The 25,355-nt window shown below is 60.2% G+C and carries 22 protein-coding genes and 4 tRNA genes; 24 read left to right on the top strand and 2 right to left on the bottom strand.

Annotated elements, in window-relative coordinates; translation table 11 throughout:
- Positions 1–133 precede the first annotated feature (133 nt).
- The 6 genes from leuC to AC07Y9_RS00725 all read left to right on the top strand — a co-directional run bounded on the left by leuC (position 134) and on the right by AC07Y9_RS00725 (position 8,707).
- Positions 134–1,552, top strand: coding sequence for a 3-isopropylmalate dehydratase large subunit (gene leuC, locus AC07Y9_RS00750; RefSeq protein WP_025804176.1), 1,419 nt, complete (start codon positions 134–136; stop codon positions 1,550–1,552).
- Between the two features lie 10 nt (positions 1,553–1,562).
- Complete coding sequence (leuD, locus tag AC07Y9_RS00745; RefSeq protein WP_007921993.1) at positions 1,563–2,207, top strand: 3-isopropylmalate dehydratase small subunit; 645 nt, start codon at positions 1,563–1,565, stop codon at positions 2,205–2,207.
- 228 nt (positions 2,208–2,435) lie between these two features.
- Positions 2,436–3,518, top strand: coding sequence for a 3-isopropylmalate dehydrogenase (leuB, locus tag AC07Y9_RS00740; RefSeq protein WP_087088532.1), 1,083 nt, complete (start codon positions 2,436–2,438; stop codon positions 3,516–3,518).
- A gap of 54 nt (positions 3,519–3,572) precedes the next feature.
- Positions 3,573–4,685, top strand: coding sequence for an aspartate-semialdehyde dehydrogenase (asd, locus tag AC07Y9_RS00735; RefSeq protein WP_007921989.1), 1,113 nt, complete (start codon positions 3,573–3,575; stop codon positions 4,683–4,685).
- Between the two features lie 186 nt (positions 4,686–4,871).
- Positions 4,872–5,882, top strand: coding sequence for an aspartate-semialdehyde dehydrogenase (locus tag AC07Y9_RS00730; protein WP_102678865.1), 1,011 nt, complete (start codon positions 4,872–4,874; stop codon positions 5,880–5,882).
- Positions 5,883–6,085: 203 nt separating this feature from the next.
- Positions 6,086–8,707, top strand: coding sequence for a motility hub landmark protein FimV (locus tag AC07Y9_RS00725; RefSeq protein ID WP_102678866.1), 2,622 nt, complete (start codon positions 6,086–6,088; stop codon positions 8,705–8,707).
- A gap of 78 nt (positions 8,708–8,785) precedes the next feature.
- Here the strand turns inward: AC07Y9_RS00725 and AC07Y9_RS00720 are convergent, their stop codons facing one another.
- Entirely contained in the window at positions 8,786–9,445 is a 660-nt protein-coding gene (locus AC07Y9_RS00720; RefSeq protein WP_102678867.1) for a M24 family metallopeptidase, read from the bottom strand.
- 232 nt (positions 9,446–9,677) lie between these two features.
- On the opposite strand from AC07Y9_RS00720, the gene truA reads away from it, so the two are divergent.
- From truA to AC07Y9_RS00660, 12 genes are all read left to right on the top strand, one after another.
- Positions 9,678–10,502 (top strand): tRNA pseudouridine(38-40) synthase TruA, encoded by an 825-nt coding sequence (gene truA, locus AC07Y9_RS00715; RefSeq protein WP_016704910.1) that lies wholly within the window; start codon positions 9,678–9,680, stop codon positions 10,500–10,502.
- Between the two features lie 64 nt (positions 10,503–10,566).
- Positions 10,567–11,190: a phosphoribosylanthranilate isomerase gene (locus AC07Y9_RS00710; RefSeq protein WP_102678868.1), complete on the top strand. Its 624-nt coding sequence runs from the start codon at positions 10,567–10,569 to the stop codon at positions 11,188–11,190.
- Positions 11,191–11,458: 268 nt separating this feature from the next.
- On the top strand, positions 11,459–12,379 hold the full coding sequence (gene accD, locus AC07Y9_RS00705; RefSeq protein WP_007921980.1) for an acetyl-CoA carboxylase, carboxyltransferase subunit beta: 921 nt from the start codon (positions 11,459–11,461) through the stop codon (positions 12,377–12,379).
- Entirely contained in the window at positions 12,376–13,683 is a 1,308-nt protein-coding gene (folC, locus tag AC07Y9_RS00700; RefSeq protein WP_102678869.1) for a bifunctional tetrahydrofolate synthase/dihydrofolate synthase, read from the top strand. The genes accD and folC overlap by 4 nt, the downstream gene beginning before the upstream one ends.
- On the top strand, positions 13,667–14,344 hold the full coding sequence (locus AC07Y9_RS00695) for an SPOR domain-containing protein (RefSeq protein ID WP_102678870.1): 678 nt from the start codon (positions 13,667–13,669) through the stop codon (positions 14,342–14,344). The genes folC and AC07Y9_RS00695 overlap by 17 nt, the downstream gene beginning before the upstream one ends.
- Positions 14,345–14,442: 98 nt before the next feature.
- Positions 14,443–15,000: a CvpA family protein gene (locus AC07Y9_RS00690; RefSeq protein WP_007921975.1), complete on the top strand. Its 558-nt coding sequence runs from the start codon at positions 14,443–14,445 to the stop codon at positions 14,998–15,000.
- Between the two features lie 41 nt (positions 15,001–15,041).
- Positions 15,042–16,547 (top strand): amidophosphoribosyltransferase, encoded by a 1,506-nt coding sequence (purF, locus tag AC07Y9_RS00685; protein WP_007921973.1) that lies wholly within the window; start codon positions 15,042–15,044, stop codon positions 16,545–16,547.
- 34 nt (positions 16,548–16,581) lie between these two features.
- Positions 16,582–17,793: an O-succinylhomoserine sulfhydrylase gene (locus AC07Y9_RS00680; protein ID WP_007921971.1), complete on the top strand. Its 1,212-nt coding sequence runs from the start codon at positions 16,582–16,584 to the stop codon at positions 17,791–17,793.
- Between the two features lie 5 nt (positions 17,794–17,798).
- Entirely contained in the window at positions 17,799–18,566 is a 768-nt protein-coding gene (locus AC07Y9_RS00675) for an SDR family oxidoreductase (protein ID WP_219734949.1), read from the top strand.
- Between the two features lie 159 nt (positions 18,567–18,725).
- Positions 18,726–18,801: transfer RNA gene (locus tag AC07Y9_RS00670), tRNA-Val, on the top strand.
- A 59-nt stretch (positions 18,802–18,860) separates the two neighbouring features.
- Positions 18,861–18,937 (top strand) — tRNA-Asp (locus AC07Y9_RS00665).
- Positions 18,938–19,038: 101 nt separating this feature from the next.
- Positions 19,039–19,115, top strand: a tRNA-Asp gene (locus AC07Y9_RS00660).
- 209 nt (positions 19,116–19,324) lie between these two features.
- Here AC07Y9_RS00660 and AC07Y9_RS00655 read toward each other — a convergent pair.
- Complete coding sequence (locus AC07Y9_RS00655; RefSeq protein ID WP_102680206.1) at positions 19,325–20,608, bottom strand: NAD(P)/FAD-dependent oxidoreductase; 1,284 nt, start codon at positions 20,606–20,608, stop codon at positions 19,325–19,327.
- Positions 20,609–20,791: 183 nt separating this feature from the next.
- On the opposite strand from AC07Y9_RS00655, the gene AC07Y9_RS00650 reads away from it, so the two are divergent.
- The 6 genes from AC07Y9_RS00650 (at position 20,792) to AC07Y9_RS00625 (ending at position 25,285) form a co-directional block, all read left to right on the top strand.
- Positions 20,792–20,868, top strand: a tRNA-Val gene (locus AC07Y9_RS00650).
- 423 nt (positions 20,869–21,291) lie between these two features.
- The gene (locus AC07Y9_RS00645) at positions 21,292–21,768 is read left to right on the top strand and encodes a DUF3757 domain-containing protein (RefSeq protein WP_173679787.1); all 477 of its coding nucleotides are present in this window, start codon (positions 21,292–21,294) and stop codon (positions 21,766–21,768) included.
- Between the two features lie 171 nt (positions 21,769–21,939).
- On the top strand, positions 21,940–22,302 hold the full coding sequence (locus AC07Y9_RS00640; RefSeq protein WP_102680204.1) for an NUDIX hydrolase: 363 nt from the start codon (positions 21,940–21,942) through the stop codon (positions 22,300–22,302).
- Positions 22,303–22,458: 156 nt separating this feature from the next.
- Complete coding sequence (locus AC07Y9_RS00635; protein WP_007920558.1) at positions 22,459–22,809, top strand: hypothetical protein; 351 nt, start codon at positions 22,459–22,461, stop codon at positions 22,807–22,809.
- 322 nt (positions 22,810–23,131) lie between these two features.
- A complete protein-coding gene (locus AC07Y9_RS00630; RefSeq protein ID WP_087088510.1) occupies positions 23,132–23,761 on the top strand; it encodes a lytic polysaccharide monooxygenase auxiliary activity family 9 protein in 630 nt (209 codons plus the stop codon).
- Positions 23,762–23,878: 117 nt separating this feature from the next.
- Positions 23,879–25,285 (top strand): carbohydrate-binding protein, encoded by a 1,407-nt coding sequence (locus AC07Y9_RS00625; RefSeq protein WP_219734950.1) that lies wholly within the window; start codon positions 23,879–23,881, stop codon positions 25,283–25,285.
- Positions 25,286–25,355 lie beyond the last annotated feature (70 nt).

Raw genomic sequence — 25,355 nt, 5'->3', positions numbered from 1 at the left:
GTAGGTTATCCAAAGTATAAAAAATATGAATTTGAGTTATTTAATGTAACGCCATAGCATCAGCCTCACAAGCCAAGGGGTTATTGACCGGTGTCAGAGACCCGCGGCATAGAAAATGATGAGGAACCGTCTGATGGCCGGCAAAACGCTCTACGACAAGCTCTGGGATTCGCATTTGGTCAAGCAGCGCGACGATGGCTCGGCGCTGATCTATATCGATCGTCACATCATCCACGAAGTGACCTCGCCGCAAGCCTTCGAAGGCCTGCGTCTGGCCGGGCGCAAGCCTTGGCGCATCGATGCCAACATCGCGACCCCGGACCACAACGTACCGACCACGCCGGAGCGCAAGGGCGGCATCAGCGCCATCGCCGACCAGGTCTCGCGTTTGCAGGTTCAGACCCTCGACGACAACTGTGACGAATACGGCATCGTCGAATTCAAGATGAACGACGTGCGTCAGGGCATCGTTCACGTCATCGGCCCGGAGCAGGGCGCCACCTTGCCCGGCATGACCGTGGTCTGCGGCGACTCCCACACCTCGACCCACGGTGCCTTTGGCGCCCTGGCGCACGGTATCGGCACCTCCGAGGTCGAGCATGTGCTCGCCACCCAGTGCCTGGTCGCCAAGAAAATGAAAAACATGCTGGTGCGGGTCGAGGGCAAGTTGCCATTTGGCGTGACCGCCAAGGACATCGTCCTGGCTGTGATCGGCAAGATCGGCACCGCTGGCGGTAACGGCCATGCCATCGAGTTCGCCGGCAGCGCGATTCGCGACCTGTCCGTCGAAGGCCGCATGACCATCTGCAACATGTCCATCGAAGCCGGCGCCCGCGTGGGCCTGGTGGCGGCGGACGAAAAGACCGTGGAATACGTCAAGGGTCGTCCATTCGCTCCCAAGGGCGCGGAATGGGACCTCGCCGTCGAAGCCTGGAAGGACCTGGTGTCCGACGCCGACGCCAAGTTCGACACCGTGGTCGAGCTGGATGCCGCGCAGATCAAGCCGCAAGTCAGCTGGGGCACTTCGCCCGAGATGGTGTTGGCGGTCGATCAGAACGTGCCGGACCCGGCCAAGGAAATGGACCTGGTCAAGCGCGACTCCATCGTCCGTGCGTTGAAATACATGGGTTTGACCGCCAACCAGGCGATCACCGACATCCAGCTGGACCGGGTATTCATCGGTTCCTGCACCAACTCGCGGATCGAAGACCTGCGCGCCGCGGCGGTCATCGCCAAGGGCCGCAAGGTGGCTTCGACCATCAAGCAGGCGATCGTGGTCCCGGGTTCGGGCCTGGTGAAGGCCCAGGCGGAGTCGGAAGGCCTGGACAAGATCTTCCTCGAGGCGGGTTTCGAATGGCGCGAGCCGGGCTGCTCGATGTGCCTGGCGATGAACCCGGACCGCTTGGAGTCCGGCGAGCATTGCGCTTCGACCTCGAACCGCAACTTCGAAGGTCGCCAGGGCGCCGGTGGCCGTACTCACCTGGTCAGCCCGGCCATGGCCGCGGCCGCCGCCGTCAGCGGCCGTTTCGTCGACGTCCGTGAATTGATCTAAGGAGCGCAGCATGAAAGCTTTCACCCAGCACACCGGTCTTGTCGCGCCTTTGGATCGTGCCAACGTCGACACCGATCAGATCATTCCCAAGCAGTTCCTCAAGTCGATCAAGCGCACCGGCTTCGGCCCGAACCTGTTCGACGAGTGGCGCTACCTGGATGTCGGCCAGCCGTACCAGGACAACTCCAAGCGTCCGTTGAACAAGGATTTCGTGCTCAACGCCGAGCGCTACCAGGGCGCCAGTGTATTGCTGGCCCGGGAAAACTTCGGCTGCGGCTCCAGCCGTGAGCACGCGCCTTGGGCGTTGGAAGAATATGGTTTTCGCAGCATCATTGCCCCGAGCTACGCTGACATCTTCTTCAACAACAGCTTCAAGAACGGCTTGCTGCCGATCATCCTCAGCGATGCTGAAGTCGATGAATTGTTCCAGCAGGTCGAGGCCAATCCGGGCTACCAGTTGCAGATCGACCTGCAGGCCCAGACCGTGACCCGTCCCGATGGCAAGGTGTTGAAATTCGAGATCGATGCGTTCCGCAAGCATTGCCTGCTCAACGGCTTGGACGATATCGGCCTGACCTTGCAGGACGGCGACGCGATTGCCGCCTTCGAGGCCAAGCATCGGGCCAGCCAGCCGTGGTTGTTTCGCGACGCCTGATCGGCGTTAAAGTGATGCATTGATGGCGAGCCAGCTCGCTCCGGCAGGAGAGGACGCACAACCTGTAGGAGCGAGCTTTTTGCTCGCTGCAACCGCCCAAAAAAGCCATGGTGGCTTGATATTCGGGCCAGCGCTTCGTTCTCTACGAGTGAGCGGACGCCGCAGGCCAGGCAACAGCATTTTTCCGGGCGTGCCAACCAGCACACCGACAGAGCAAATGAGGAAAGCATGAGCAAGCAGATTCTGATTCTCCCAGGCGACGGTATCGGCCCGGAAATCATGGCCGAGGCGGTCAAGGTGCTGGAGCTGGCCAACGCCAAGTACAACCTGGGCTTCGAGCTGAGCCATGACGTGATCGGTGGCGCGGCCATCGACAAGCACGGCGTGCCGCTGGCCGACGAGACCCTGGATCGTGCGCGGGCTGCCGACGCGGTCCTGCTGGGCGCCGTGGGCGGCCCGAAATGGGACAAGATCGAGCGTGATATCCGCCCTGAGCGCGGCCTGCTGAAAATTCGCGCGCAGTTGGGCCTGTTCGGCAACCTGCGTCCGGCGATCCTTTATCCGCAACTGGCCGATGCTTCCAGCCTCAAGCCGGAAATCGTGTCCGGCCTGGACATCCTCATCGTTCGCGAGCTGACTGGCGGCATCTACTTTGGCGCGCCACGTGGCACCCGCGAGCTGGAAAACGGCGAGCGTCAGTCCTACGACACCCTGCCGTACAGCGAGAGTGAAATCCGCCGCATCGCCCGGGTCGGCTTCGACATGGCCCGCGTGCGCGGCAAGAAGCTCTGCTCGGTGGACAAGGCCAACGTCCTGGCGTCCAGCCAGCTGTGGCGCGAAGTGGTCGAGCAGGTGGCCAAGGATTACCCGGATGTCGAACTGAGCCACATGTACGTCGACAACGCCGCCATGCAGTTGGTGCGTGCGCCGAAGCAGTTCGACGTGATGGTCACCGACAACATGTTCGGCGACATCCTGTCCGACGAAGCGTCGATGCTCACCGGTTCCATCGGCATGCTGCCGTCGGCGTCGCTGGATGCCAACAACAAGGGCATGTACGAGCCATGCCACGGTTCGGCGCCGGACATCGCCGGGCAGGGCATCGCCAACCCGCTGGCGACCATCCTGTCGGTGTCGATGATGCTGCGTTACAGCTTCAACCTGAACGACGCGGCGGATGCCATCGAGCAGGCCGTGAGCCTGGTACTGGACCAGGGATTGCGCACCGGCGACATCTGGTCGGCCGGTTGCACCAAGGTGGGTACGCAGGAAATGGGCGATGCAGTAGTCGCCGCGCTGCGGAATCTGTAATCTTTCGGGCCCACCGCTCAGACGGTGGCCCACTTTTGTATAGGTGTAGTTGCGATGAAACGTGTAGGTCTGATCGGTTGGCGCGGTATGGTCGGTTCCGTGCTCATGCAGCGGATGCTGGAAGAGCAAGACTTCGATCTTATCGAGCCGGTGTTTTTCACCACTTCCAATGTCGGTGGCCAAGGCCCGTCCGTGGGCAAGGACATTGCTCCGCTCAAGGACGCTTACAGCATTGAAGAGCTGAAGACCCTCGACGTGATTCTGACCTGCCAGGGTGGCGACTACACCAGCGAAGTCTTCCCCAAGCTGCGCGAAGCCGGCTGGCAGGGCTACTGGATCGATGCCGCTTCCAGCCTGCGCATGCAGGACGATGCGGTGATCATCCTCGACCCGGTGAACCGCAAGGTCATCGACCAGCAGTTGGACTCCGGCACCAAGAACTACATCGGTGGCAACTGCACCGTCAGCCTGATGCTGATGGGCCTGGGCGGCCTGTTCGAAGCCGGTCTGGTGGAGTGGATGAGCGCCATGACCTATCAGGCGGCCTCCGGTGCCGGCGCGCAGAACATGCGCGAACTGATCAAGCAGATGGGTGCGACCCATGCCGCCGTGGCGGATGACCTGGCCAATCCGGCCAGCGCCATTCTCGACATCGACCGCAAGGTCGCCGAAGCCATGCGCAGCGATGCCTACCCGACCGAGAACTTCGGTGTGCCGCTGGCCGGCAGCCTGATTCCATGGATCGACAAGGAACTGCCGAACGGCCAGAGCCGCGAAGAGTGGAAGGCCCAGGCCGAGACCAACAAAATTCTCGGCCGCTTCAAGAGCCCGATCCCGGTCGACGGCATCTGCGTGCGGATCGGCGCCATGCGCTGCCACAGCCAGGCGCTGACCATCAAGCTGAACAAGGACGTGCCGATCGCCGATATCGAAGGGTTGATCAGCCAGCACAACCCTTGGGTCAAGCTGGTACCGAACCAGCGCGACATCAGCATGCAGGAGCTGAGCCCGACCAAGGTCACCGGCACCCTGAACATCCCGGTGGGCCGTCTGCGCAAGCTGAACATGGGCTCGCAGTTCCTCGGCGCGTTCACCGTCGGCGACCAGTTGCTGTGGGGCGCTGCCGAACCGCTGCGCCGCATGCTGCGGATCCTGCTCGAGCGTTGATGCTCTGATGCGTTGAAAGAGCCCGCGCCTTGCAAGAGGCGCGGGCTTTTTTCATATCGGAGCAGCTCCTGATTGCTGGCTATGAGCATGTTTGCGAAAAGTCTGATGTGCCAGATCTGATAAATTGCCTCGCCCCCAAGCGCCGGGTAAAGTGCCGCTCCCCCCCGTTTCGCCAGAGGTAGCACCATGAACCCGTCCTTCGATATCGCCGTGATCGGTGCCACCGGTACTGTCGGCGAAACCCTCGTCCAGATTCTCGAAGAGCGCGATTTTCCGATCGCCAACCTGCACTTGCTGGCCAGCAGTGAATCGGCGGGGCACTCGCTGCCGTTTCGTGGGAAAAATGTGCGCGTGCGTGAGGTCGACGAATTCGATTTCAGCAAGGTGCAGCTGGCGTTTTTCGCTGCCGGCCCGGCGGTGACCCTGAGCTTCGCCCCTCGGGCGACGGCGGCCAATTGCGCGGTGATCGACCTGTCGGGCGCATTGCCTTCGGCCCAGGCACCGAATCTGGTGCCGGAAGCCAACGGGCGGGTGCTGAGCGGCCTGGAAAAGCCCGTTCAACTGAGCAGCCCCAGCGCCGCAGCCACGTCGCTGGCGGTGGTCCTGGCGCCGTTGCAGGCCTTGTTCGAGATCCAGCGGGTCAACCTGACCGCCAGCCTCGCGGTGTCCACCCAGGGCCGTGAAGCGGTAACCGAGCTGGCGCGGCAGACCGCCGAACTACTCAATGCGCGCCCGTTGGAGCCGCGATTCTTCGACCGGCAGATGGCATTCAACCTGTTGGCACAGGTCGGCACGCCCGACGAGCAAGGTCACACCTTGTTGGAAAAACGCCTGGTCCGGGAGTTGCGCGAGGTGCTGGCGCAGCCTTTATTAAAGATTTCTGTCACTTGTGTTCAAGCCCCGGTGTTTTTTGGCGATAGCTATAGCGTGACTCTGCAGTCAGTCACGGCGATCGACCTGGATGCGGTCAATACCGCGCTCGAAGCGGCGCCCGGCATCGAGTTGGTGGAGGCGGGCGACTACCCGACCGCGGTGGGCGATGCGGTGGGGCAGGATGTGGTCTACGTTGGTCGGGTGCGCGCGGGGATCGACGACCCGGCGGAACTTAATCTCTGGCTGACGTCAGATAACGTACGCAAAGGGGCTGCGCTCAACGCCGTGCAGCTGGCTGAGTTGTTGATAAAAGACCTTCTGTAAAAGATACTTGGCAACAATTTGCAGAATGATTCTAGCTGGGCGCTATGCTTGGCTGGTTGCTGGAGGTGAGCTGCTGTCGCGGGCTTCCAAGGCATGCAGACATATATCGCGCGAAGCGGCCCTTCAGGCCGCACGCAATGCCTTACGGCAGCGCTACAACACCTTCTCGCTGGCCGAGGAATGTTCAAACAAAGGATGAGGCTATGGTTCAAGTTCGCAAACTGGTGTTAGCAATAGCGGCCGCGTCGGCGCTGTCCTCCGGTATGGCGCAGGCGCTTGGGCTCGGGGAGCTGACCCTGAAGTCGACTCTGAACCAGCCACTGGTTGCAGAAATCGAGTTGCTGGACGTCAAGGATCTCACCGCCGCCGAGGTGGTGCCGAGCCTGGCCTCGCCTGAAGATTTCGCCAAGGCGGGCGTCGATCGCCAGGCCTTTCTCAATGACCTGAGCTTTACGCCGGTGCTCAATGCCAGCGGCAAGAGCGTGCTGCGGGTCACGTCGAGCCAGCCGCTTTCCGAGCCGATGGTCAAGTTCCTGGTGCAGGTGATGTGGCCCAATGGCCGTCTGCTGCGCGACTACAGCGTCCTGCTCGACCCTTCCAAGTTTTCCCCGCAAACCGCTGAAGCGGCCGCGCAACCCGCGGCACAAACTCCAGCGGTTGCCGCGCCGGTCACCGGTGCCGGCAAGCCTGCTCAATACACCACCTCGGCCCGCGACACCCTCTGGGAAATTGCGGCCAAGGCCCGCAATGGCGGTTCGGTCCAGCAAACCATGCTGGCCATCCAGGCGCTGAATCCGGATGCCTTTATCGACGGCAACATCAATCGGCTGAAGACCGGGCAGGTATTGCGCCTGCCCGATGCCGTGCAGAGCACCAGCCTGCCGCAGCCGCAAGCGATCGCCGAGGTCGCCGCGCAGAATACGGCGTGGCGTCAGGGGCGCCGCCTGGCGCCGCGTGGCGCTCAGCAGCAACTGGATGGCACCCGGCGCGCGGGCGCGGACAAGGCGCCTGCACAAGGCGCGGCCAAGGATAATCTGAGCCTGGTGTCTGCCGAGTCCGGCAAGGCGCGGGGCAAGGGTGCGGCTGGCGACAGCCAGGCGCTGAGCAACAAGCTGGCGGTGACTCAGGAAAGCCTCGATACGGCCCGGCGTGACAACGCCGAGCTGAAAAGCCGTCTGACGGACCTGCAAAGCCAGCTGGACAAGCTGCAACGCCTGATCGAATTGAAGAACGACCAGTTGGCCAAATTGCAGGCGGAAGGGGCGGGTGCCGTGGCACCAGCACAACCGACCGCGGCCATGCCGGCACAACTGGCTGAGCAGCCTGCGACCCCGGCGGCGCCAGTGACCGATCCTGCGGCAACTTCGGGCGAGGCCCCGGCTGAAGGGGCACCGGCCCAGGCGCAAGCACCGGCGTCCGATGAGGACAAATTCAACGACCTGCTGACCAATCCGATCCTCCTGGGGCTGGCGGGCGGCGGGGCAGTGCTGGTGCTGTTGTTGCTGCTGTTGCTGGCTCGCCGTCGCAAGGCTCAGCAGGAGGCGGAAAAGCATCTGCGCATGGCTCGCGCCCTGTCCGAAGAGTCTGATCTGTCCAAGGATCTGGATCTGCCGGAAAGCAGCTTCGAAGGCCTTGAAGTTCCACCGCCGAGCGTCAAGCTCGCTCCAGCTCCAGCTCCAGCTCCAGCTCCAGCTCCAGCTCCAGCTCCAGCCCCGGTCGTGGCGCCTGTGGTGGACGCGGCGCCGGTGGCTGCCGCAGTCGAGCACCCGGCCGATGTGCTGGATCAGGCCCAGTCCCATATCGATGGCGGTCGCCTGAACCAGGCGGCGGCGATCCTGGAGGAGGCCGTCAAGCTGGAGCCGCAGCGTAGCGAGGTGCGCTTGAAGCTGATGGAAGTCTACGGTCATCAGGGCGATCGCAGCGCCTTTGTGGCCCAGGAGCGTCAGTTGGTGGCCAATGGCAAGAATCACGCTGAAGTCGAACAGCTGAAAAGTCGCTTCCCGGCAATGGCTGCTGTGGCGGCTGCGGGTCTCGGCGCTGCGGCCGTGGCGGCGGCGCTGGATGCTCAATACGTCAAGGAGCTGTTGCTCGACGAGCCGCAGGAGCCAGCGCCGGCACCGGTTGTCGACGACCTGGATACCGACTTCGATCTGAGCCTGGACGATCTGGAGGCCGCCTCTGCGGCGTCGCCGGTTGCTCCGGCTGTTCCTGCTCAAGTTGAGCCCGAGCTGGACGACTTCCCGCTGGATGACGACCTGAGCTTCGAGTCGGTGCTGCAGCAGCAAACCGAAGCCAAGGAAAGCCTGGACGATCTGTCGGATTTCGACCTGGATCTGGGTGAGGATCTTCCTGCCGCGGCGCAAGCCGATGAGGATTTCCTGCTCAGCCTGGATGACGACCTGAAGGATCTGCCGGCTGCCGAAGTGCCTACGGTGACCGAAGCCGCGCTCGACGATCTTGAGCTGCCAGCGGACTTCGACTTGTCCCTGGCTGACGAGATGGATGCGCAGCCCGCTGCCAAGGATGCTTTCGCTTCCGAGCTGGACGATGTCAATGCCGAGCTGGATCGCTTGTCGCAGAGCCTCGAGCAGCCGGACCTGGCCGAGCCGACCTTTACCGCGGAAGACGCCGCGGGCAGTGCCGACGAAGGGGATTTCGATTTCCTTTCCGGCGCCGATGAGGTGGCGACCAAGCTCGATCTGGCCCAGGCCTACATCGACATGGGCGATAACGATGGCGCGCGGGATATTCTCGGCGAAGTCATCAGCGAAGGTAACGACGGTCAGAAAAGCGAAGCCAAGGAAATGCTCGCGCGTCTGGCCTGAGTCGGCGCTAGCAGCAAAAAAACGGCAGCCATCGAGGCTGCCGTTTTTGTTTCTGGGCCCACGGCAATGCTTGCGCAGTTAAGCCAGCAGGTCTTCGTAGAAGGCGCCGAACGGCCGGGTAGGGTGGGCGATCTGGATTTCCAGAATCCACAGGCCAACGTTGGGGCATGCCTCGAAGTTGCCCAGGTCGCCCGCTCGATAAATGGCATGGGGGAAGTCGCTGACCCGGTGCCCCTTGATCTCCAGGTTCAGCATCCAGCCCATGGCGCTCGCCTGTTCTTCGGCATAGCGATACAGGGCGGGGCCGGCGACCTTGTGCTCGCTCCAGTGATCACGAACCCGTTCGAACAGGGTTTGGGCCGCCGTGGCACAGGCTTGCATCTCGGGATCGTTGCCGGTGACGAAGGTGGCGCCGCAATCGCCTTCGTGGCGGCCCCAGACCACCCCCAGGTCGATAAAGAAGATGTCGTTGTCGCCCAATATCGGATCGCCTTCGGAGCGTTGCTTGAAGGTCTTCAGGGTGTTTTCGCCAAAGCGCACCAGCGCCGGGTGCCAGATCCGGTCCATGCCCAATTCCGCAAGCACCTCTAGCCCCAAGGCGCGAGCCTGGGATTCGAGCATGCCTGGCTGGATGCGCGCGGCTATCTGCGCGATGGCTTCCCAGGTCTTGCGCTTGGCGTGGAGCATGCCTTGTAGGCTGTAGGCGAGGCCCACGGCCTCCTTGTTGATGGCGGTCATTGGTCTCAGGTCCCGGTCGAGTGGATTTATGGTTTTCGTTATATATCGATCTATATAGCGTTTGTCCTGGTTTTCACGCAATCCTGTTTGCGCTCGCTGGCGCTTAATGGGCAAACATCAACTAAAAGCGGGCCGCGCATGGCGTCTGCTTGCGCGCGCCTTATAATGGCCGCCTTTGCGCATATCAGCAGGCTGTAAGTTCTTGGCAAATATAGATAACGCGGCCGCCGAAATGGCGGCCGCAGGCTTTTTCAGAATCGCGTTGGGTGTCGAATACAAGGGTTCGCGTTATCGCGGCTGGCAGCGTCAGGCTTCCGGTGTCCCGAGTGTCCAGGAAACCCTCGAGAAGGCGCTGTCCCGGGTGGCGGACTCGCCGGTGCTGCTGTCTTGCGCCGGACGTACCGACGCCGGCGTGCACGCCTGTGGGCAGGTGGTGCACTTCGATACCCAGGCCGAGCGTTCGATGAAGGCGTGGGTGATGGGGGCCAATATCAACCTGCCCCACGACATCAGCGTGAGCTGGGCCAAGGTCATGCCGGCGCATTTTCATGCGCGGTTCAAGGCGATTGCCCGCCGCTATCGCTACGTGATCTACAACGACCAGATCCGTCCGGCGCACTTGAACGAGGAGATCACCTGGAATCATCGCCCGCTGGATGTCGAGCGGATGGCCGAGGCTGCCCAGCATCTGGTGGGCACCCATGATTTCAGTGCATTTCGGGCGGGGCAGTGCCAGGCCAAGTCGCCGATCAAGGAAATCCACCATCTGCGGGTCACCCGGCACGGCAAGATGATTGTCCTGGATATCCGCGCCAGCGCGTTCCTGCATCACATGGTGCGCAATATCGCCGGAGTGCTGATGACCATCGGCGCGGGCGAGCGTCCGGTCGAGTGGGCCAGGGAAGTGCTGGAGAGCCGGATTCGCCGCACGGGCGGGGTGACGGCGCATCCTTTCGGACTGTATCTGGTGCAGGTCGAGTATCACGATGAGTTCGAGCTGCCCGAGCGATACATCGGGCCACATTTCCTCACCGGCTTCTCGGAACTTGACGGCTGACGCCCGGAAAAGCATTTGCTACCATCCGGGACTTTCCCCGGATTTGCCCTGAGGTTTAAACGACATGTCAGCCGTTCGCAGCAAAATTTGTGGGATTACCCGCATTGAGGATGCGTTGGCGGCGGTCGAGGCCGGGGCCGATGCCATCGGGCTGGTGTTCTACGCCAAGAGCCCGCGGGCGGTGAACGTCCAGCAGGCGCGGGCGATCATTGCCGCGCTGCCGCCGTTCGTGACCACCGTGGGCCTGTTCGTCAATGCCAGCCGCTGCGAGCTGGGCGAGATCCTCGATGCGGTGCCGCTGGACCTGTTGCAGTTTCACGGCGATGAAACACCGGCGGACTGCGAGGGCTATCACCGGCCCTACATCAAGGCGCTGCGGGTCAAGGCCGGCGACGATATTGCCAGCCGTTGCGCGGTTTATGCGCGGGCCAGCGGCATCCTGCTCGATACCTACGTCGAGGGCGTGCCGGGTGGAACCGGCGAAGCCTTCGATTGGTCACTGGTACCGCAAGGCTTGAGCAAGCCGATTATCCTGGCCGGTGGCTTGACTGCCGAGAATGTCGGACAGGCGATAGCGCAGGTTCGCCCGTACGCCGTGGATGTCAGCGGCGGGGTGGAGCAGAGCAAGGGCATCAAGGATCACGCAAAGATTCGCGCATTTATGCAGGCCGTTCGCGGCAGCTGTTAGTCGATGTGACGGCTGGCAGTCTGCCGCCGTCCATAACACCACTGTACAAAACAGGCCGGCACCGTCGCTGGGCGGGCCGAAATCGAAGTGGCAGCCGCTCTATCCGGGGGTTGTCGGGATGGCTGAGGAGCCGTTCGGTACAGGCAGGTCAAGCTCGCGCTGACCGCGGTAGCGAACAGATCATCGCCGCACACATGAATTTAGCTCAAGGGCATACGCGGGGCCGCGAACCAGAGCGTTCGGGCCGCCGGTACTGGAGAAAGAAAGCATGAGCAACTGGTTAGTAGACAAACTGATCCCTTCGATCATGCGTTCCGAGGTGAAGAAAAGCTCGGTGCCTGAAGGTCTGTGGCACAAGTGCCCGTCCTGCGAGGCGGTGCTGTATCGTCCGGAGCTGGAAAAGACCCTGGACGTCTGCCCCAAGTGCAACCACCACATGCGTATCGGCGCTCGCGCCCGTATCGACATTTTCCTCGACGCTGAAGGCCGTGCCGAACTGGGCGCCGACCTGGAGCCGGTAGACCGTCTGAAATTCCGCGACGGCAAAAAGTACAAGGATCGCCTGACCGCGGCCCAGAAGCAGACCGGTGAAAAGGACGCGCTGATTTCCATGAGCGGTACCCTGCTGGGGATGCCGGTGGTGGTATCAGCGTTCGAGTTCTCCTTCATGGGCGGCTCCATGGGCGCCATCGTTGGCGAGCGTTTTGTGCGTGCTGCCAACTACGCGCTGGAAAAGCGTTGCCCGATGGTCTGCTTCTCCGCTTCCGGCGGTGCGCGGATGCAGGAAGCGCTGATCTCCCTGATGCAGATGGCCAAGACCTCCGCGGTGCTGGCGCGTCTGCGTGAAGAAGGCCTGCCATTCATTTCCGTGTTGACCGACCCGGTCTACGGTGGCGTTTCCGCCAGCCTGGCGATGCTGGGTGACGTGATTGTCGCCGAACCCAAGGCCCTGGTCGGTTTCGCCGGTCCTCGCGTGATCGAGCAGACCGTGCGTGAAAAACTGCCGGAAGGTTTCCAGCGCAGCGAGTTCCTGCTGGAGCATGGCGCTATCGACATGATTATCCCGCGCCAGGAGCTGCGTCCGCGCCTGGGTAACCTGCTGGCTCAACTGATGGGCTTGCCGACGCCTGAGTTCGTGGCCGCGCCTGTCGAGGCGATCGTGGTGCCACCGGTGCCTGCAAACATATGACCGAGCGTACCCTTGGCGACTGGCTTGCCTACCTTGAGCAGTTGCATCCGTCAGCCATCGACATGGGGCTGGAGCGCTCGCAAGAAGTAGCGTCCCGCATGGGATTGGGCAGGCTGGCGCCTCGGGTCATCACGGTGACCGGTACCAACGGCAAGGGTTCTACCTGTGCGTTCGTGGCGTCCTTGCTGCGAGCCCAGGGGCTGAAGGTCGGTGTCTACAATTCTCCCCATCTGTTGCGCTACAACGAGCGCGTGCAGGTCGATGGCGTCGAAGCCAGCGATGCCGAGCTGTGCGAGGCCTTTGTCGCGGTCGAAGCCGGACGCGGTGAAATTTCCCTGACCTATTTCGAGATGGGTACCCTGGCGGCCTTCTGGCTGTTCCAGCGTGCCGGTCTCGATGCCGTGGTGCTGGAAGTCGGCCTGGGTGGGCGCCTGGATGCGGTCAACCTGGTGGATGCGGATCTGGCGCTGGTCACCAGTATCGGCGTCGACCATGCCGATTACCTGGGTGACACCCGTGAGTCCGTGGCCTTCGAGAAGTCCGGAATTTTCCGTCAGGGCACGCCTGCGCTCTGCGGTGACCTGAATCCCCCTCAGCCCTTGCTGGATAAGGCGCGTGAATTGAACTGCCCGTTCTTCCTGCGCGGTCGTGATTTCGACCTGGGGATCACCGAGGCGAACTGGCAGTGGCGTGGTCTCGATGCGCGGGGCAATGCTGTCGAGCTGCGCGACTTGCCGCTGCTCGATCTGCCCATGGAGAACGCCGCGCTGGCCTTGCAGGCCTATTTGTTGCTGGGGCTGCCTTGGCAGGCCGAACGCATCGCCGAAGCCTTGCAGCAGACACGAGTGGTCGGGCGCCTGGATCGCCGTCAGTTCGAATGGCAGGGCAAGCGCCTGAACCTGTTGCTGGATGTCGGGCACAACCCCCATGCAGCGGAGTATCTGGCCGAGCGCCTGATGCGCCGACCAGTGGCGGGCAAGCGCCTGGCGGTATTCGGCCTGTTGGCGGACAAGGATCTGGAGGGCGTGGTTGCCCGCCTGGATGCCTGTGTCGAGCATTGGGCGGTGGCGCCGCTGGATTCTGCCCGTGCGCGTCCCGTTGCGGACTTGCAGGCGGCACTGCAGAACCTTGGGGCTTCGGTAGCGTCTTATGAAAGTGTCGCCGCAGCCTTGGAAGGGCAGTGTGCGCAGGCTACGGCCGAAGACGAGATTCTGCTGTTCGGATCTTTTTATTGTGTTGCCGAGGCGCTCGAGTGGCTCGCTCGGCGCTCCACGGAGGAAGCTGCACATGGCTATGCTGGATAACGTCTACAAGCAGCGAATGGTTGGGGCCCTGGTTTTGGTGGCGTTGGCGGTGATTTTCCTGCCGATGCTGTTTTCCCGCGAAGATGAGCAGCGGCATGTCAATGTCGAGGCGCCAGCAGTGCCTCAGGCGCCTGCTGTAACCCAGGTGCAAGTCGAGCCTGTGGTGGTGCCAGAGCCGCAGGCGCTGCCACAGGAGCCGGTACCCACCGATGAAGACGTGGCCCAGCAGGCCGCGCCTTCGATGCCGATTGGGCCAAGCGCTCCGGTTGCTCCGGCTCCAGTCCCGGTGGCACCGCCAGTCGCCGCGAGCAAGCCCGTGACTCCACCTCCGGCGCCAGCCCCCAAGCCGGCTCCGGCCCAGCCGATTGCCGCAGCGCCAGCCAAGCCCGATGCAACCCCAAGCCGTGTCGATGCAAACGGCCTGTCGGTCAGTTGGTCGGTGCAACTGGCCAGCCTGTCCAGTCGGGAAAGCGCCGAGAACCTGCAGAAAACCCTGCGCAGCCAGGGGTACAACGCTTATATCCGTTCCGCCGATGGCAAGAACCGGGTATTCGTCGGTCCGTTGATCGAGCGGGCCGAGGCAGACCGCCTGCGTGATTTGCTGAGCCGTCAGCAGAACCTCAAGGGTTTTGTCGTGCGCTTCCAGCCTGAGCGCGGTTAAGGCTATCGCCTTGATTTGCAAAGCACAGTGAATCGCAGCTTACCGACGGCCATGCGCTCTGTTAAAATGCGCCGCCTTATCCGTCTGTAGGCTGCACTGTGCCATTTACCTGGGTTGACTGGGCGATCGTTGCAATCATCGCCATCTCCGCTTTGATCAGTTTGAGTCGCGGCTTCGTCAAAGAAGCGCTGTCGCTGCTTACCTGGATCGTCGCAGGAGTCGTTGCCTGGATGTTTGGTGGCTCTCTGTCCGAATACCTCAGCGGATACATCGAGACTCCCTCGGCTCGCGTGATCGCGGGCTGTGCCATCATGTTTGTCGCCACTTTAATCGTGGGCGCAATGATCAATTATCTTATCGGCGAATTGGTTCGCGTCACCGGGCTATCCGGGACCGATCGATTCCTCGGCATGGCCTTCGGCGCGGCGCGTGGCGCGTTGCTGGTGGTCGTGGCGGTCGGGCTGTTGAGCCTGGGGCCGGTACAACAGGATTCCTGGTGGCAGCAGTCGCGACTGGTGCCACAATTTCTATTGGTTGCAGACTGGTCAAAAAACCTCATATTGGGGTGGAGCAGTCAGTGGCTGGCCAGCGGTATCAGCGTACCCGCTGAAATACCGTTCAAGGAACAACTCTTACCGGCCAAAACGCCTCAGTAAGATGTGTTCAGTTCAGTTTCATTAAGTAGGGGTTGCGTCGCATGTGTGGCATCGTCGGTATCGTCGGTAAGTCGAACGTCAATCAGGCGCTGTATGACGCGCTAACCGTCCTCCAGCACCGCGGCCAGGACGCTGCCGGTATCGTGACCAGCCATGATGGCCGGTTATTCCTGCGCAAGGACAACGGCCTGGTCCGTGACGTTTTCCATCAACGGCACATGCAGCGCCTGGTCGGTCACATGGGTATTGGCCATGTGCGGTATCCGACCGCTGGCAGCTCGACTTCGGCCGAAGCTCAACCGTTTTACGTCAACTCGCCTTACGGCATCACCCTGGCGCATAATGGTAACCTGACCAATGTTGAACAGCTGGCCAAGGAGATCTACGAGTCTGACTTGCGCCACGTCAACACCAATTCCGATTCGGAAGTCCTGCTCAACGTCTTCGCTCACGAGCTGGCCCAGCGCGGCAAGCTGCAACCGACCGAAGAAGACGTATTCGCCGCCGTGACCGACGTGCACAACCGTTGCGTTGGCGGTTATGCGGTAGTCGCCATGGTCACCGGTTATGGCATTGTTGGCTTCCGCGACCCTCACGGTATTCGCCCGATCGTTTTCGGTCAGCGTCACACCGACGAAGGCGTCGAATACATGATCGCCTCTGAAAGCGTGTCCCTGGATGTGCTGGGCTTCACCCTGATTCGCGACCTGGCGCCGGGCGAAGCGGTCTACATCACTGAAGACGGCAAGCTGCACACCCGTCAGTGCGCGACCAATCCGAAACTGACTCCGTGCATTTTCGAACATGTCTACCTGGCGCGTCCGGACTCGATCATCGACGGTGTGTCGGTGTACAAGGCGCGCCTGCGCATGGGCGAGAAGCTGGCCGAGAAGATCCTGCGCGAGCGTCCGGATCACGATATCGATGTGGTCATCCCGATTCCGGATACCAGCCGTACCGCGGCGCTGGAGCTGGCGAACCACTTGGGAGTCAAGTTCCGCGAAGGCTTCGTGAAGAACCGCTACATCGGCCGGACCTTCATCATGCCGGGCCAGGCCGCGCGGAAAAAATCCGTGCGCCAGAAACTCAATGCCATCGAGCTGGAGTTCCGCGGCAAGAACGTGATGCTGGTGGATGACTCGATCGTTCGCGGCACCACCTGCAAGCAGATCATCCAGATGGCCCGTGAAGCCGGCGCGAAGAACGTCTACTTCTGCTCCGCGGCGCCTGCCGTGCGTTTCCCGAACGTGTACGGCATCGACATGCCGAGCGCTCACGAACTGATCGCACACAATCGTTCGACTCAGGATGTGGCTGATCTGATCGGCGCCGACTGGCTGATCTACCAGGATCTGCCTGATCTGATCGAGGCGGTCGGTGGCGGCAAGATCAAGATCGAGAACTTCGACTGCGCGGTGTTCGACGGCAAATATGTCACTGGTGACGTCGACGAGGCCTACCTGAACAAGATCGAAAACGCACGTAACGATGCCTCCAAGGCCAAGACCCAGGCGGTCAGTGCGATCATCGACCTGTACAACAACTGATCTAGAGCATTAGAAGACATAAGGAGTAGGCGGCATGAGTCAGGATTGGGATGCCGGTCGGCTGGACAGCGACCTTGATGGCGTAGCTTTCGACACCCTGGCCGTGCGCGCCGGCCAACACCGTACCCCGGAAGGGGAGCACGGTGATCCGATGTTCTTCACCTCCAGCTACGTGTTCCGCACGGCCGCCGATGCGGCCGCGCGGTTCGCCGGCGAGGTGCCGGGCAATGTCTATTCCCGCTACACCAACCCGACCGTGCGGGCGTTCGAAGAGCGTATCGCCGCCCTGGAAGGCGCCGAGCAGGCTGTGGCCACGGCCACTGGCATGGCGGCGATTCTCTCGGTGGTCATGAGTTTGTGCAGCGCGGGCGACCATGTACTGGTTTCGCGCAGTGTGTTTGGCTCGACCATCAGCCTGTTCGAAAAGTATTTCAAGCGCTTCGGTATTGAGGTCGATTACGTGCCCCTGGCGGACCTGTCCGGCTGGGATGCGGCGATCAAGGCCAATACCAAGTTGCTGTTCGTTGAATCGCCGTCCAACCCGCTCGCCGAGCTGGTGGATATCGCTGCATTGTCCGAAATCGCTCACGCCAAGGGCGCGATGCTGGTGGTCGACAACTGTTTCTGTACTCCGGCGTTGCAGCAGCCGCTGAAGCTGGGCGCAGACGTGGTGGTGCACTCGGCGACCAAGTTCATCGATGGCCAGGGTCGTTGCATGGGCGGTGTGGTGGCTGGCCGCAGCGAACAGATGAAAGAAGTGGTGGGTTTCCTGCGTACCGCGGGACCGACCCTGAGTCCGTTCAACGCCTGGATCTTCCTCAAGGGCCTCGAAACCCTCAATCTGCGGATGCGCGCCCATTGTGCCAATGCCCAGGCCCTGGCCGAATGGCTGGAGCAGCAGGACGGTATCGAGAAGGTGCACTACGCCGGTCTGCCAAGCCATCCGCAATACGAACTGGCCAAGCGTCAGCAACGTGGTTTCGGTGCGGTGGTGAGCTTTGAGGTCAAGGGCGGCAAGGACGGGGCCTGGCGTTTTATCGACGCTACTCGCCTGATTTCCATTACCGCCAACCTGGGCGATAGCAAGACCACCATCACTCATCCGAGCACCACCTCTCACGGCCGTCTGGCGCCGCAAGAACGTGAAGCGGCGGGCATTCGTGACAGCCTGATTCGTATCGCTGTCGGCCTTGAGGATGTGGTGGACCTGCAAGCCGACCTGGCGCGCGGGTTGGCAGCCTTGTGATCGAGTTGTCCGAACAGCAGAGCGTTGCCAACGGCCGCGTCGCGCTGGTGACTGGCGCGGCACGCGGTATCGGCCTGGGCATCGCTGCCTGGCTGATCAGCGAAGGCTGGCAGGTGGTGCTGACCGATCTGGATCGCGTACGCGGCTCCCAGGTGGCCAAGGTCCTGGGTGATAGTGCCTGGTTCATTGGCATGGATGTGGCGGATGAAGCGCAGGTCGCCCTGGGAGTCGCCGAAGTGCTGGGGCAGTTCGGGCGCCTCGATGCGCTGGTGTGTAACGCAGCAGTCGCTGACCCGCGCAACATCACCCTGGAAAGCCTCGACCTGGCTTACTGGAATCGGGTGCTGGCGGTGAACCTCAGCGGTCCGATGCTCCTGGCCAAGCACTGTGCGCCATATCTGCGCGCTCATGGCGGAGCCATCGTCAACCTGGCATCTACCCGTGCCCGGCAATCGGAACCGGACACTGAAGCCTATGCGGCGAGCAAGGGCGGTCTGCTGGCCTTGACCCATGCATTGGCCATGAGCCTGGGGCCGGAGATCCGGGTCAATGCGGTCAGCCCCGGCTGGATCGACGCTCGGGACCCGGCGGCGCGTCGGGCCGAACCCCTGAGCGATGCCGATCATGCCCAGCATCCGGCGGGCAGGGTAGGGACGGTCGAGGATGTGGCGGCGATGGTGGCGTGGCTGTTGTCGAAGAACTCCGGTTTTGTCACTGGTCAGGAGTTCGTGGTCGACGGCGGCATGAGCAAAAAAATGATTTATCGCGACTGATGGGGTATGGAGGGCGCAACGAGCACGGCTTTAGGTCGTCGGTGTTGTTGATTCCTTTTTCAGGCGTTGTCGTGATTTTGTCTTTTTCAGAAAAACTTCAAGCAGGGTATTGACTTAGCATCGGTATCTGCGTAAATTTCGCGGCCTCAACGAAGCAAAGGGTGATTAGCTCAGCCGGGAGAGCATCTGCCTTACAAGCAGAGGGTCGGCGGTTCGATCCCGTCATCACCCACCACTTCTTGAGTGTCTTTCGAAAGAAAGGCGGAGGCTTCCACGGAAGCATCCAACCGACGCGCAGCGGTAGTTCAGTCGGTTAGAATACCGGCCTGTCACGCCGGGGGTCGCGGGTTCGAGTCCCGTCCGCTGCGCCATATTTTACAGATCAGGTATTCCTGCTCTGAGATTGAAAAGCCTAGAAGTTTTTCAGTCAGATGATTTAAACGGTTTACATGGACGCAAGTCCAAGCGATACGCAGCGGTAGTTCAGTCGGTTAGAATACCGGCCTGTCACGCCGGGGGTCGCGGGTTCGAGTCCCGTCCGCTGCGCCATATCTACTTGAAGGAACACTGAACGCCTTCAAGTGACGAAGAAGCCGCAAGCTCTTCGGATCGATAGCAAAGACCCTGGTCGAAAGACCGGGGTTTTTTGTTTTCGGAATCCGGCTTTTTCGATACTGCTCAGGCAGTCGATATTGCCTCTCTGCAAAGCCCCAAAAACCGCCTTATAGGCGGTTTTTTATTTGCAGAGGGGCAGGTTATCAGAATCCCAGCTTGTCCCGCAGGCTGTAATACCAGGCGCCCATTGCAGTAAATGGGGTGCGCAACAGCTGGCCGCCAGGGAAGGGGTAGTGCGGTAGCTCGGCAAAGGCGTCAAAACGCTCTGCCTGGCCGCGCAGGGCCTCTGCCAGTACCTTGCCGGCCAGGTGGGTATAGGTGACGCCATGGCCGCTGCAGCCCTGGGAGTAATAGATGTTGTCCCCCAGGCGTCCGACTTGCGGCAGGCGCGACAGGGTCAGCAGGAAGTTGCCGGTCCAGGCGTAGTCGATCTTCACATCCTTGAGTTGCGGGAAGGCCTTGAGCATCTTCGGTCGGATGATGGCTTCGATATTTGCCGGGTCGCGAGCGCCGTAGACTACGCCGCCGCCAAAGATAAGGCGCTTGTCGGCGGAAAGACGGTAGTAATCCAGCAGATAGTTGCAGTCCTCGACGCAGTAGTCCTGGGGAAGCAGACTTTTTGCTAGCTCATCGCTCAATGGTTCAGTGGTGATGACCTGGGTGCCGCACGGCATTGACTTGGCGGCCAGCTCCGGCACCAGGTTGCCCAGGTAGGCGTTGCCCGCGACTATGACGAACTTGGCCCTGACCTTGCCTTGAGGGGTATGTATCACCGGATTGGCACCGCGTTCGATGCGTACCGCCGGGGACTGCTCGTAGATAATGCCACCCAGAGATTCCACGGCTGCCGCTTCACCCAGGGCCAGATTGAGTGGGTGGATATGCCCGCCGCTCATGTCGAGCATGCCGCCCTGGTACAGGTCACAAGCGACGACTTCGCGAATGCGGCGCTGATCCAGCAATTCCAGCTGGGTGTGGCCGTAGCGCTCCCACAGGCGCTTCTGCGACTCCAGGTGACCCATCTGCTTGCTGGTGATGGCGGCGAACACTCCGCCATCCTTCAGGTCGCACTGGATTTGATACTTGGCGACCCGCTCACGGATGATCCTGCCGCCTTCGAAGGCCATCTGGCCAAGCAGTTGAGCTTGCTTGGGGCCGACACTGCGTTCAATCACATCAATGTCGCGGCTATAGCTATTGACGATCTGTCCACCGTTACGCCCGGAAGCGCCGAAGCCAACCTTGGCCGCTTCCAGGACGGTGACTTTAAAACCATTCTCAAGTAGGAACAGGGCGCTGGAGAGGCCGGTGTAGCCGGCACCGATAACGCAGACATCGGTTTCCACATCATCTTGCAGCAGCGGGCGGGTTGGAGCCGCGTTGGCTGACGCCGAGTAATACGACTGTGGGTAAGGTGTGTTCGCCATCCTGCAACCTCTGTTTAATATTCTTGACGATTGCGTGGATCCTACCTGAGTTGAAAAACGCCTACCAGCCATCGAAAAATCTTCTTGGCAGGCTCAAAAAATAAAAATTCGCATATTCAGAGGGTTAGCTGCAAAAAAGGTGTTGACACCCCTCCGGAATTCCGTAGAATGCCGCCTCACAGCAGGCACGTAGCTCAGTTGGTTAGAGCACCACCTTGACATGGTGGGGGTCGTTGGTTCGAGTCCAATCGCGCCTACCAAACAAAATCCGCTCTGCTGGGCGGTCTGGAAGGGCCCACCGAAAGGTGGGCCCTTTTTTGTTGTCCGCGGTTTTCAAAACCTTTGCAAAGCCACCACTCAAAAGGCCAAGTCGGCACCTGCCTCCAGGTACACGATCTCCTTTTGCGGCGTGCCCTTCCTGATAGTGTTCTTTCAAGGTCCACCGATGACTTAAAGCTGGCGATCTTCGCGGCGTTGGAGGTTGGCCTGGTCCAGGTGGATAGCACGCTTTAGTCAGGGGCGTCGTTGTGACTGCACTTTGCAACTGACCACCAAGAGCGGGCGCTCCGATGTAGAGACTGCTGGTCTTAAGAGAAAAATCTAATATTTTAGGAATCGTCCTACATTCTAAAATTGTTCTAGTTGATAGAACCTTCCTTCTGATATTTACGAAGGAATGGAACGTGTCTAGATTGTTGGGTTGGGTGTTGCTGTGTTCGCAGCTATTTACATTCGTGCATGCCGCGCCTGTTAGTAATTACCTCAATATCCCTGACTGGCCGGGTGATCAGGAATCATGTCCTTCGCCGCGAGATATCAAGGGCATGATGGGCATTTTTAGCGCGCCAGCTAAAAGTGAGGGTGCTGAATGGGTGGGTGTGCTGGTTGACGGTGCCATGGAAGCTGTTACCAACTTCGAGAAAAGCTATTTTGTATTGACTCACCAAGGTGTCGATAAAGTTGGTTTTATAAATAGCTGTATCTATGTAACCTCCGGTGGCCGATATTTGAATATGCATCTTGATCTCGGCGGTCATTACAAACAGGTCATGTGGATTGGAAACTCATTGTCATGGAAAGAGTCTCGAGACTTCTCCTCATCAACAATCCTGGAATGCACGGATACCTATAGAGATGCATGCAGTTTTTATTTGAAGTGAATGTGTCCGTCTGTATGGATGGGTTTTGTTCCAGGCTATGCCGTTGTCTTTTTGGCATCCTTAATGCTTATGCATTTCATGACATTTTTATGACACTTTTAAGTCAGTTTTCGGTCTGTATGCACGTTCCCTGCGCAATACGGGCAGGATGTGGTCGGGTAGGGTGCAGGTATGAAGAGTAGAGCGACGGTGATTTGTGCGCATGGAGGGCAAATTCTTTTTGTCCGCAAGGATCGCGCAAAATGGTCTTTACCGGGCGGCAAGGTCGAGCCTGGGGAGTCTCTCGCTGCTGCCGCGATACGTGAGCTGCGTGAGGAGACAGGGCTGGATGCCAGTGAGCCTCTTTACATCCTGGAGTTCGACGCCGGCAATGTACGGCATCACGTATTCGAGGTTGCTGTGGCCAATGCCGAGGATGCCCGGCCCTTGAATGAAATTGCGGCCATCGCTTGGCATGCCTATGGGGCTGCCAGTGAGCTGGATGCAACGGCCGCCACCAAGAGTATTGTGAGCTCGTTTTTACGCCGCCTTTAACCGAGGTGTTATCGATTCATGAAGAAGCCCGCCTTGCGCGGGTTTTTGTTTTTCCGGCCAGTGCGCGAAATGGTCTGCGAGCGGTTTTCTCGCAGCCGAGTGCCAATGGCTTGGCATGTGAGTGATACAGTCGCGTTTTTACGGCGAGGTAGCGTGATGCGGGTGTTGATGGCGGTAATGGTCGTGGCGTTGCTGGCGGGATGTGCCGGCTCGGCGATGAATGAGGCGCGTTCGAAGAGCCCCTACAAGGTGCTCTCGTCGGCCAAGGCGGAGCAAATCGTGGCGCAGTGTGTGCAGTTTGCCTGGCAGGACGAAGCTGTGTTCGGTGTGGATGCGTCGGCCTATCTGGAGTCTGCCAAGGTGGGTGGATACACGGTCTATACCCGTTCGGCGGAGTCCTTTGCCGATATTCGGGGGCAGGCTTCGGGTACCACCGTCAATTATTACGCGGTCCAGGACAACTGGGTCGCCAAGCGTAGACTGGCCGCATTGGCGACTTGCCTGTAATTCCTTTTTAAACGTTATCCAGTAAACAGATCATGAACCCGGCTCTTGCCGGGTTTATGGTTTATTGAAGATTTCCATTGTTTTTCCTGAAGGGTTGGTTAACAAGAGGCTAGTTGAATACTCATTTATTAGCTTGTGTAAGTTATTTGCCTTTCTTTCTGTAGGTTTGCGCTGTAATTATTCGTTGATGTCCCGGCTTTGTTGAGGTGCAACAATTTGCTCGGCATTTTGTATGCGGAGATCAGTAGACAAAACACTGATTTGGACTAGTTTAAAGTTCTCCTCAAGAAGGAGATTCATTTAATCAAAGGAGTGAAAAATAATGAATAAGCCATTAGTTCAACCGAAACACGGGCGTGTCGTATCCCCCTCCAGTCGTGGTGCTGTCGCCGTCGAGCTGGGGCTGCTCGGCACCTGGCAGGTCAATGAGATGGAAGGCGGTAAAAATTTCCCGGCCCTGGTGGGCGGACCTTTTCAGAAACCATACGAGAGCGACGTCGCCAGCGTTGTGCCACCGGCTGATGGGTATATCCTCAGCGGCGGCAAGACCGACGAGCGTGACTGTCTCAACTTCACCAATGAAGAAATGTCGAGGAAGCTTGGGCGTTCGTTCTCCTGGCCGTTGCTCAACGTCAATCCGGGGCAGGTGTTTCAGGTCAAGTGGGAGTACACCGCTCCTCATGTGACCCGCGGTTACAGCTGGTTCATCACCAAAGATGGCTGGGACACGAGACAGCGTATCAGCCGTGCGCAACTGGAGCCGCAGGCTTTCTTCAAGGACTTCTACACACAAGTTCCGTATGACCAGCACGGCGATGAAATGAAGGCCAAGGTCGAACATCAAGTGACACTGCCCAAGAACAAGAAAGGCCACCACGTGATTGTTCTGGCGTGGATTGTCGCCAACACTGGCAATGCGTTCTATCAGGCGTTCGACGTCGACTTCAAATAGTCGACTTTGAATAACAGCAGAAGTTGTCATTTTCTTTAAATGGTTCTGAAGGATTAGAACGTGAACAAGATCAACTTTGCAGCGGTAAAGACTCAGGCGAATGATTCGGCATCGTTGATGCCGTCGATCGCAGGCAAGAAGATCCTCATGGGCTTCTGGCACAACTGGCCGGCAGGCCCCAGTGACGGCTACCAGCAGGGGCAGTTCGCCAACCTCGACCTGGTGGATGTACCCAGGGAATACAACGTGGTGGCGGTAGCCTTCATGAAGGGCAATGGCATTCCCACCTTCAAGCCCTACAACCTGTCGGACGAGGAGTTCCGGCGTCAGGTTGGCGTGCTCAACAGCCAGGGGCGGGCGGTGTTGATTTCCCTTGGCGGTGCGGACGCTCATATCGAGTTGCACAAGGGCAACGAGCAAGCGCTGGCCCACGAAATCATCCGTCTGGTGGAAACCTATGGTTTCGACGGGCTGGACATCGACCTCGAGCAAAGCGCCATCGATTTTGCCGACAACAAGATCGTGCTGCCGGCGGCGCTCAAACTGGTGAAGGATCACTACGCAGGCGAGGGCAAGCACTTCATCATCAGCATGGCGCCGGAGTTTCCCTACCTCGCCACAGGCGGCAAATACGTCGGTTATATCCAGGCGCTGGATGGCTACTACGATTTCATCGCGCCGCAATACTACAACCAGGGCGGCGACGGTCTGTGGGTCCAGGAAGCCAACGGCGGGCAGGGTGCCTGGATTGCCCAGAACAACGACGCGCTGAAGGAAGACTTTCTGTTTTATCTGACCGAGAGCCTGGTCACCGGTACGCGTGGCTATATCGCCATCCCTGCCGACAAGTTCGTGATCGGTCTGCCGGCCAACGTCGACGCGGCAGCGACCGGGTATGTCATCGATCCTGCGGCGGTGAGCAATGCCTTCAAGCGTCTGGATCGTGCCGGATTGTCGATCAAGGGCCTGATGACCTGGTCGGTCAATTGGGATGACGGCCTCAACAAGTACGGCGTCCGTTACAACTGGGAGTTCCGTGATCGTTATGCGCCGCTGATCCATGGCGGCAGCGGCGAGGAGCGACCTTCGGCGCCGGGCAACCTGTTTTCTCCCGCGCAGACAGAGAACAGCGTGACCTTGAGCTGGAGTGCTGCCCACGGTGTTCGTCCGATCGAGTTCTACACCCTGTTTCGCGATGGCAAGCCGGTGGCCCAGACGGCCTCGCTGACCTTGAAGGACGAGGGGCTGAAAACCGATACGCTGTACAGCTACTTTGTCAGCGCCACGGACGCCCAGGGTAATCAGTCGCTGCCCAGTACCAGCCTGAACATCAAGACCGCTGGCGGGGTGCCTGACCCGCAATACCCGGAATGGCAGTTGAATCATCACTATCGCAAAGATGATGGTGTGACTTATCAGGGCAATCTGTATCTGTGCTTTCAAGAGCACACCTCGAATGCCGGCTGGACTCCGGATGTCGCCTTCACCCTTTGGGCCAAGGTGGCGGTTCAGCGTCGTGCGTGAGCGCGGCTAGGAGCAGTACAGAGGCGCCCCGATGACGGGCGCCTTTTTTATTGGGTGTCGGGCAAGGCAA

The organism is Pseudomonas sp. GW456-L12 (genome assembly GCF_059424045.1).
The sequence above is the reverse complement of the archived record's forward strand: the minus strand, read 5'-3'. Positions and strand labels throughout refer to the sequence as shown.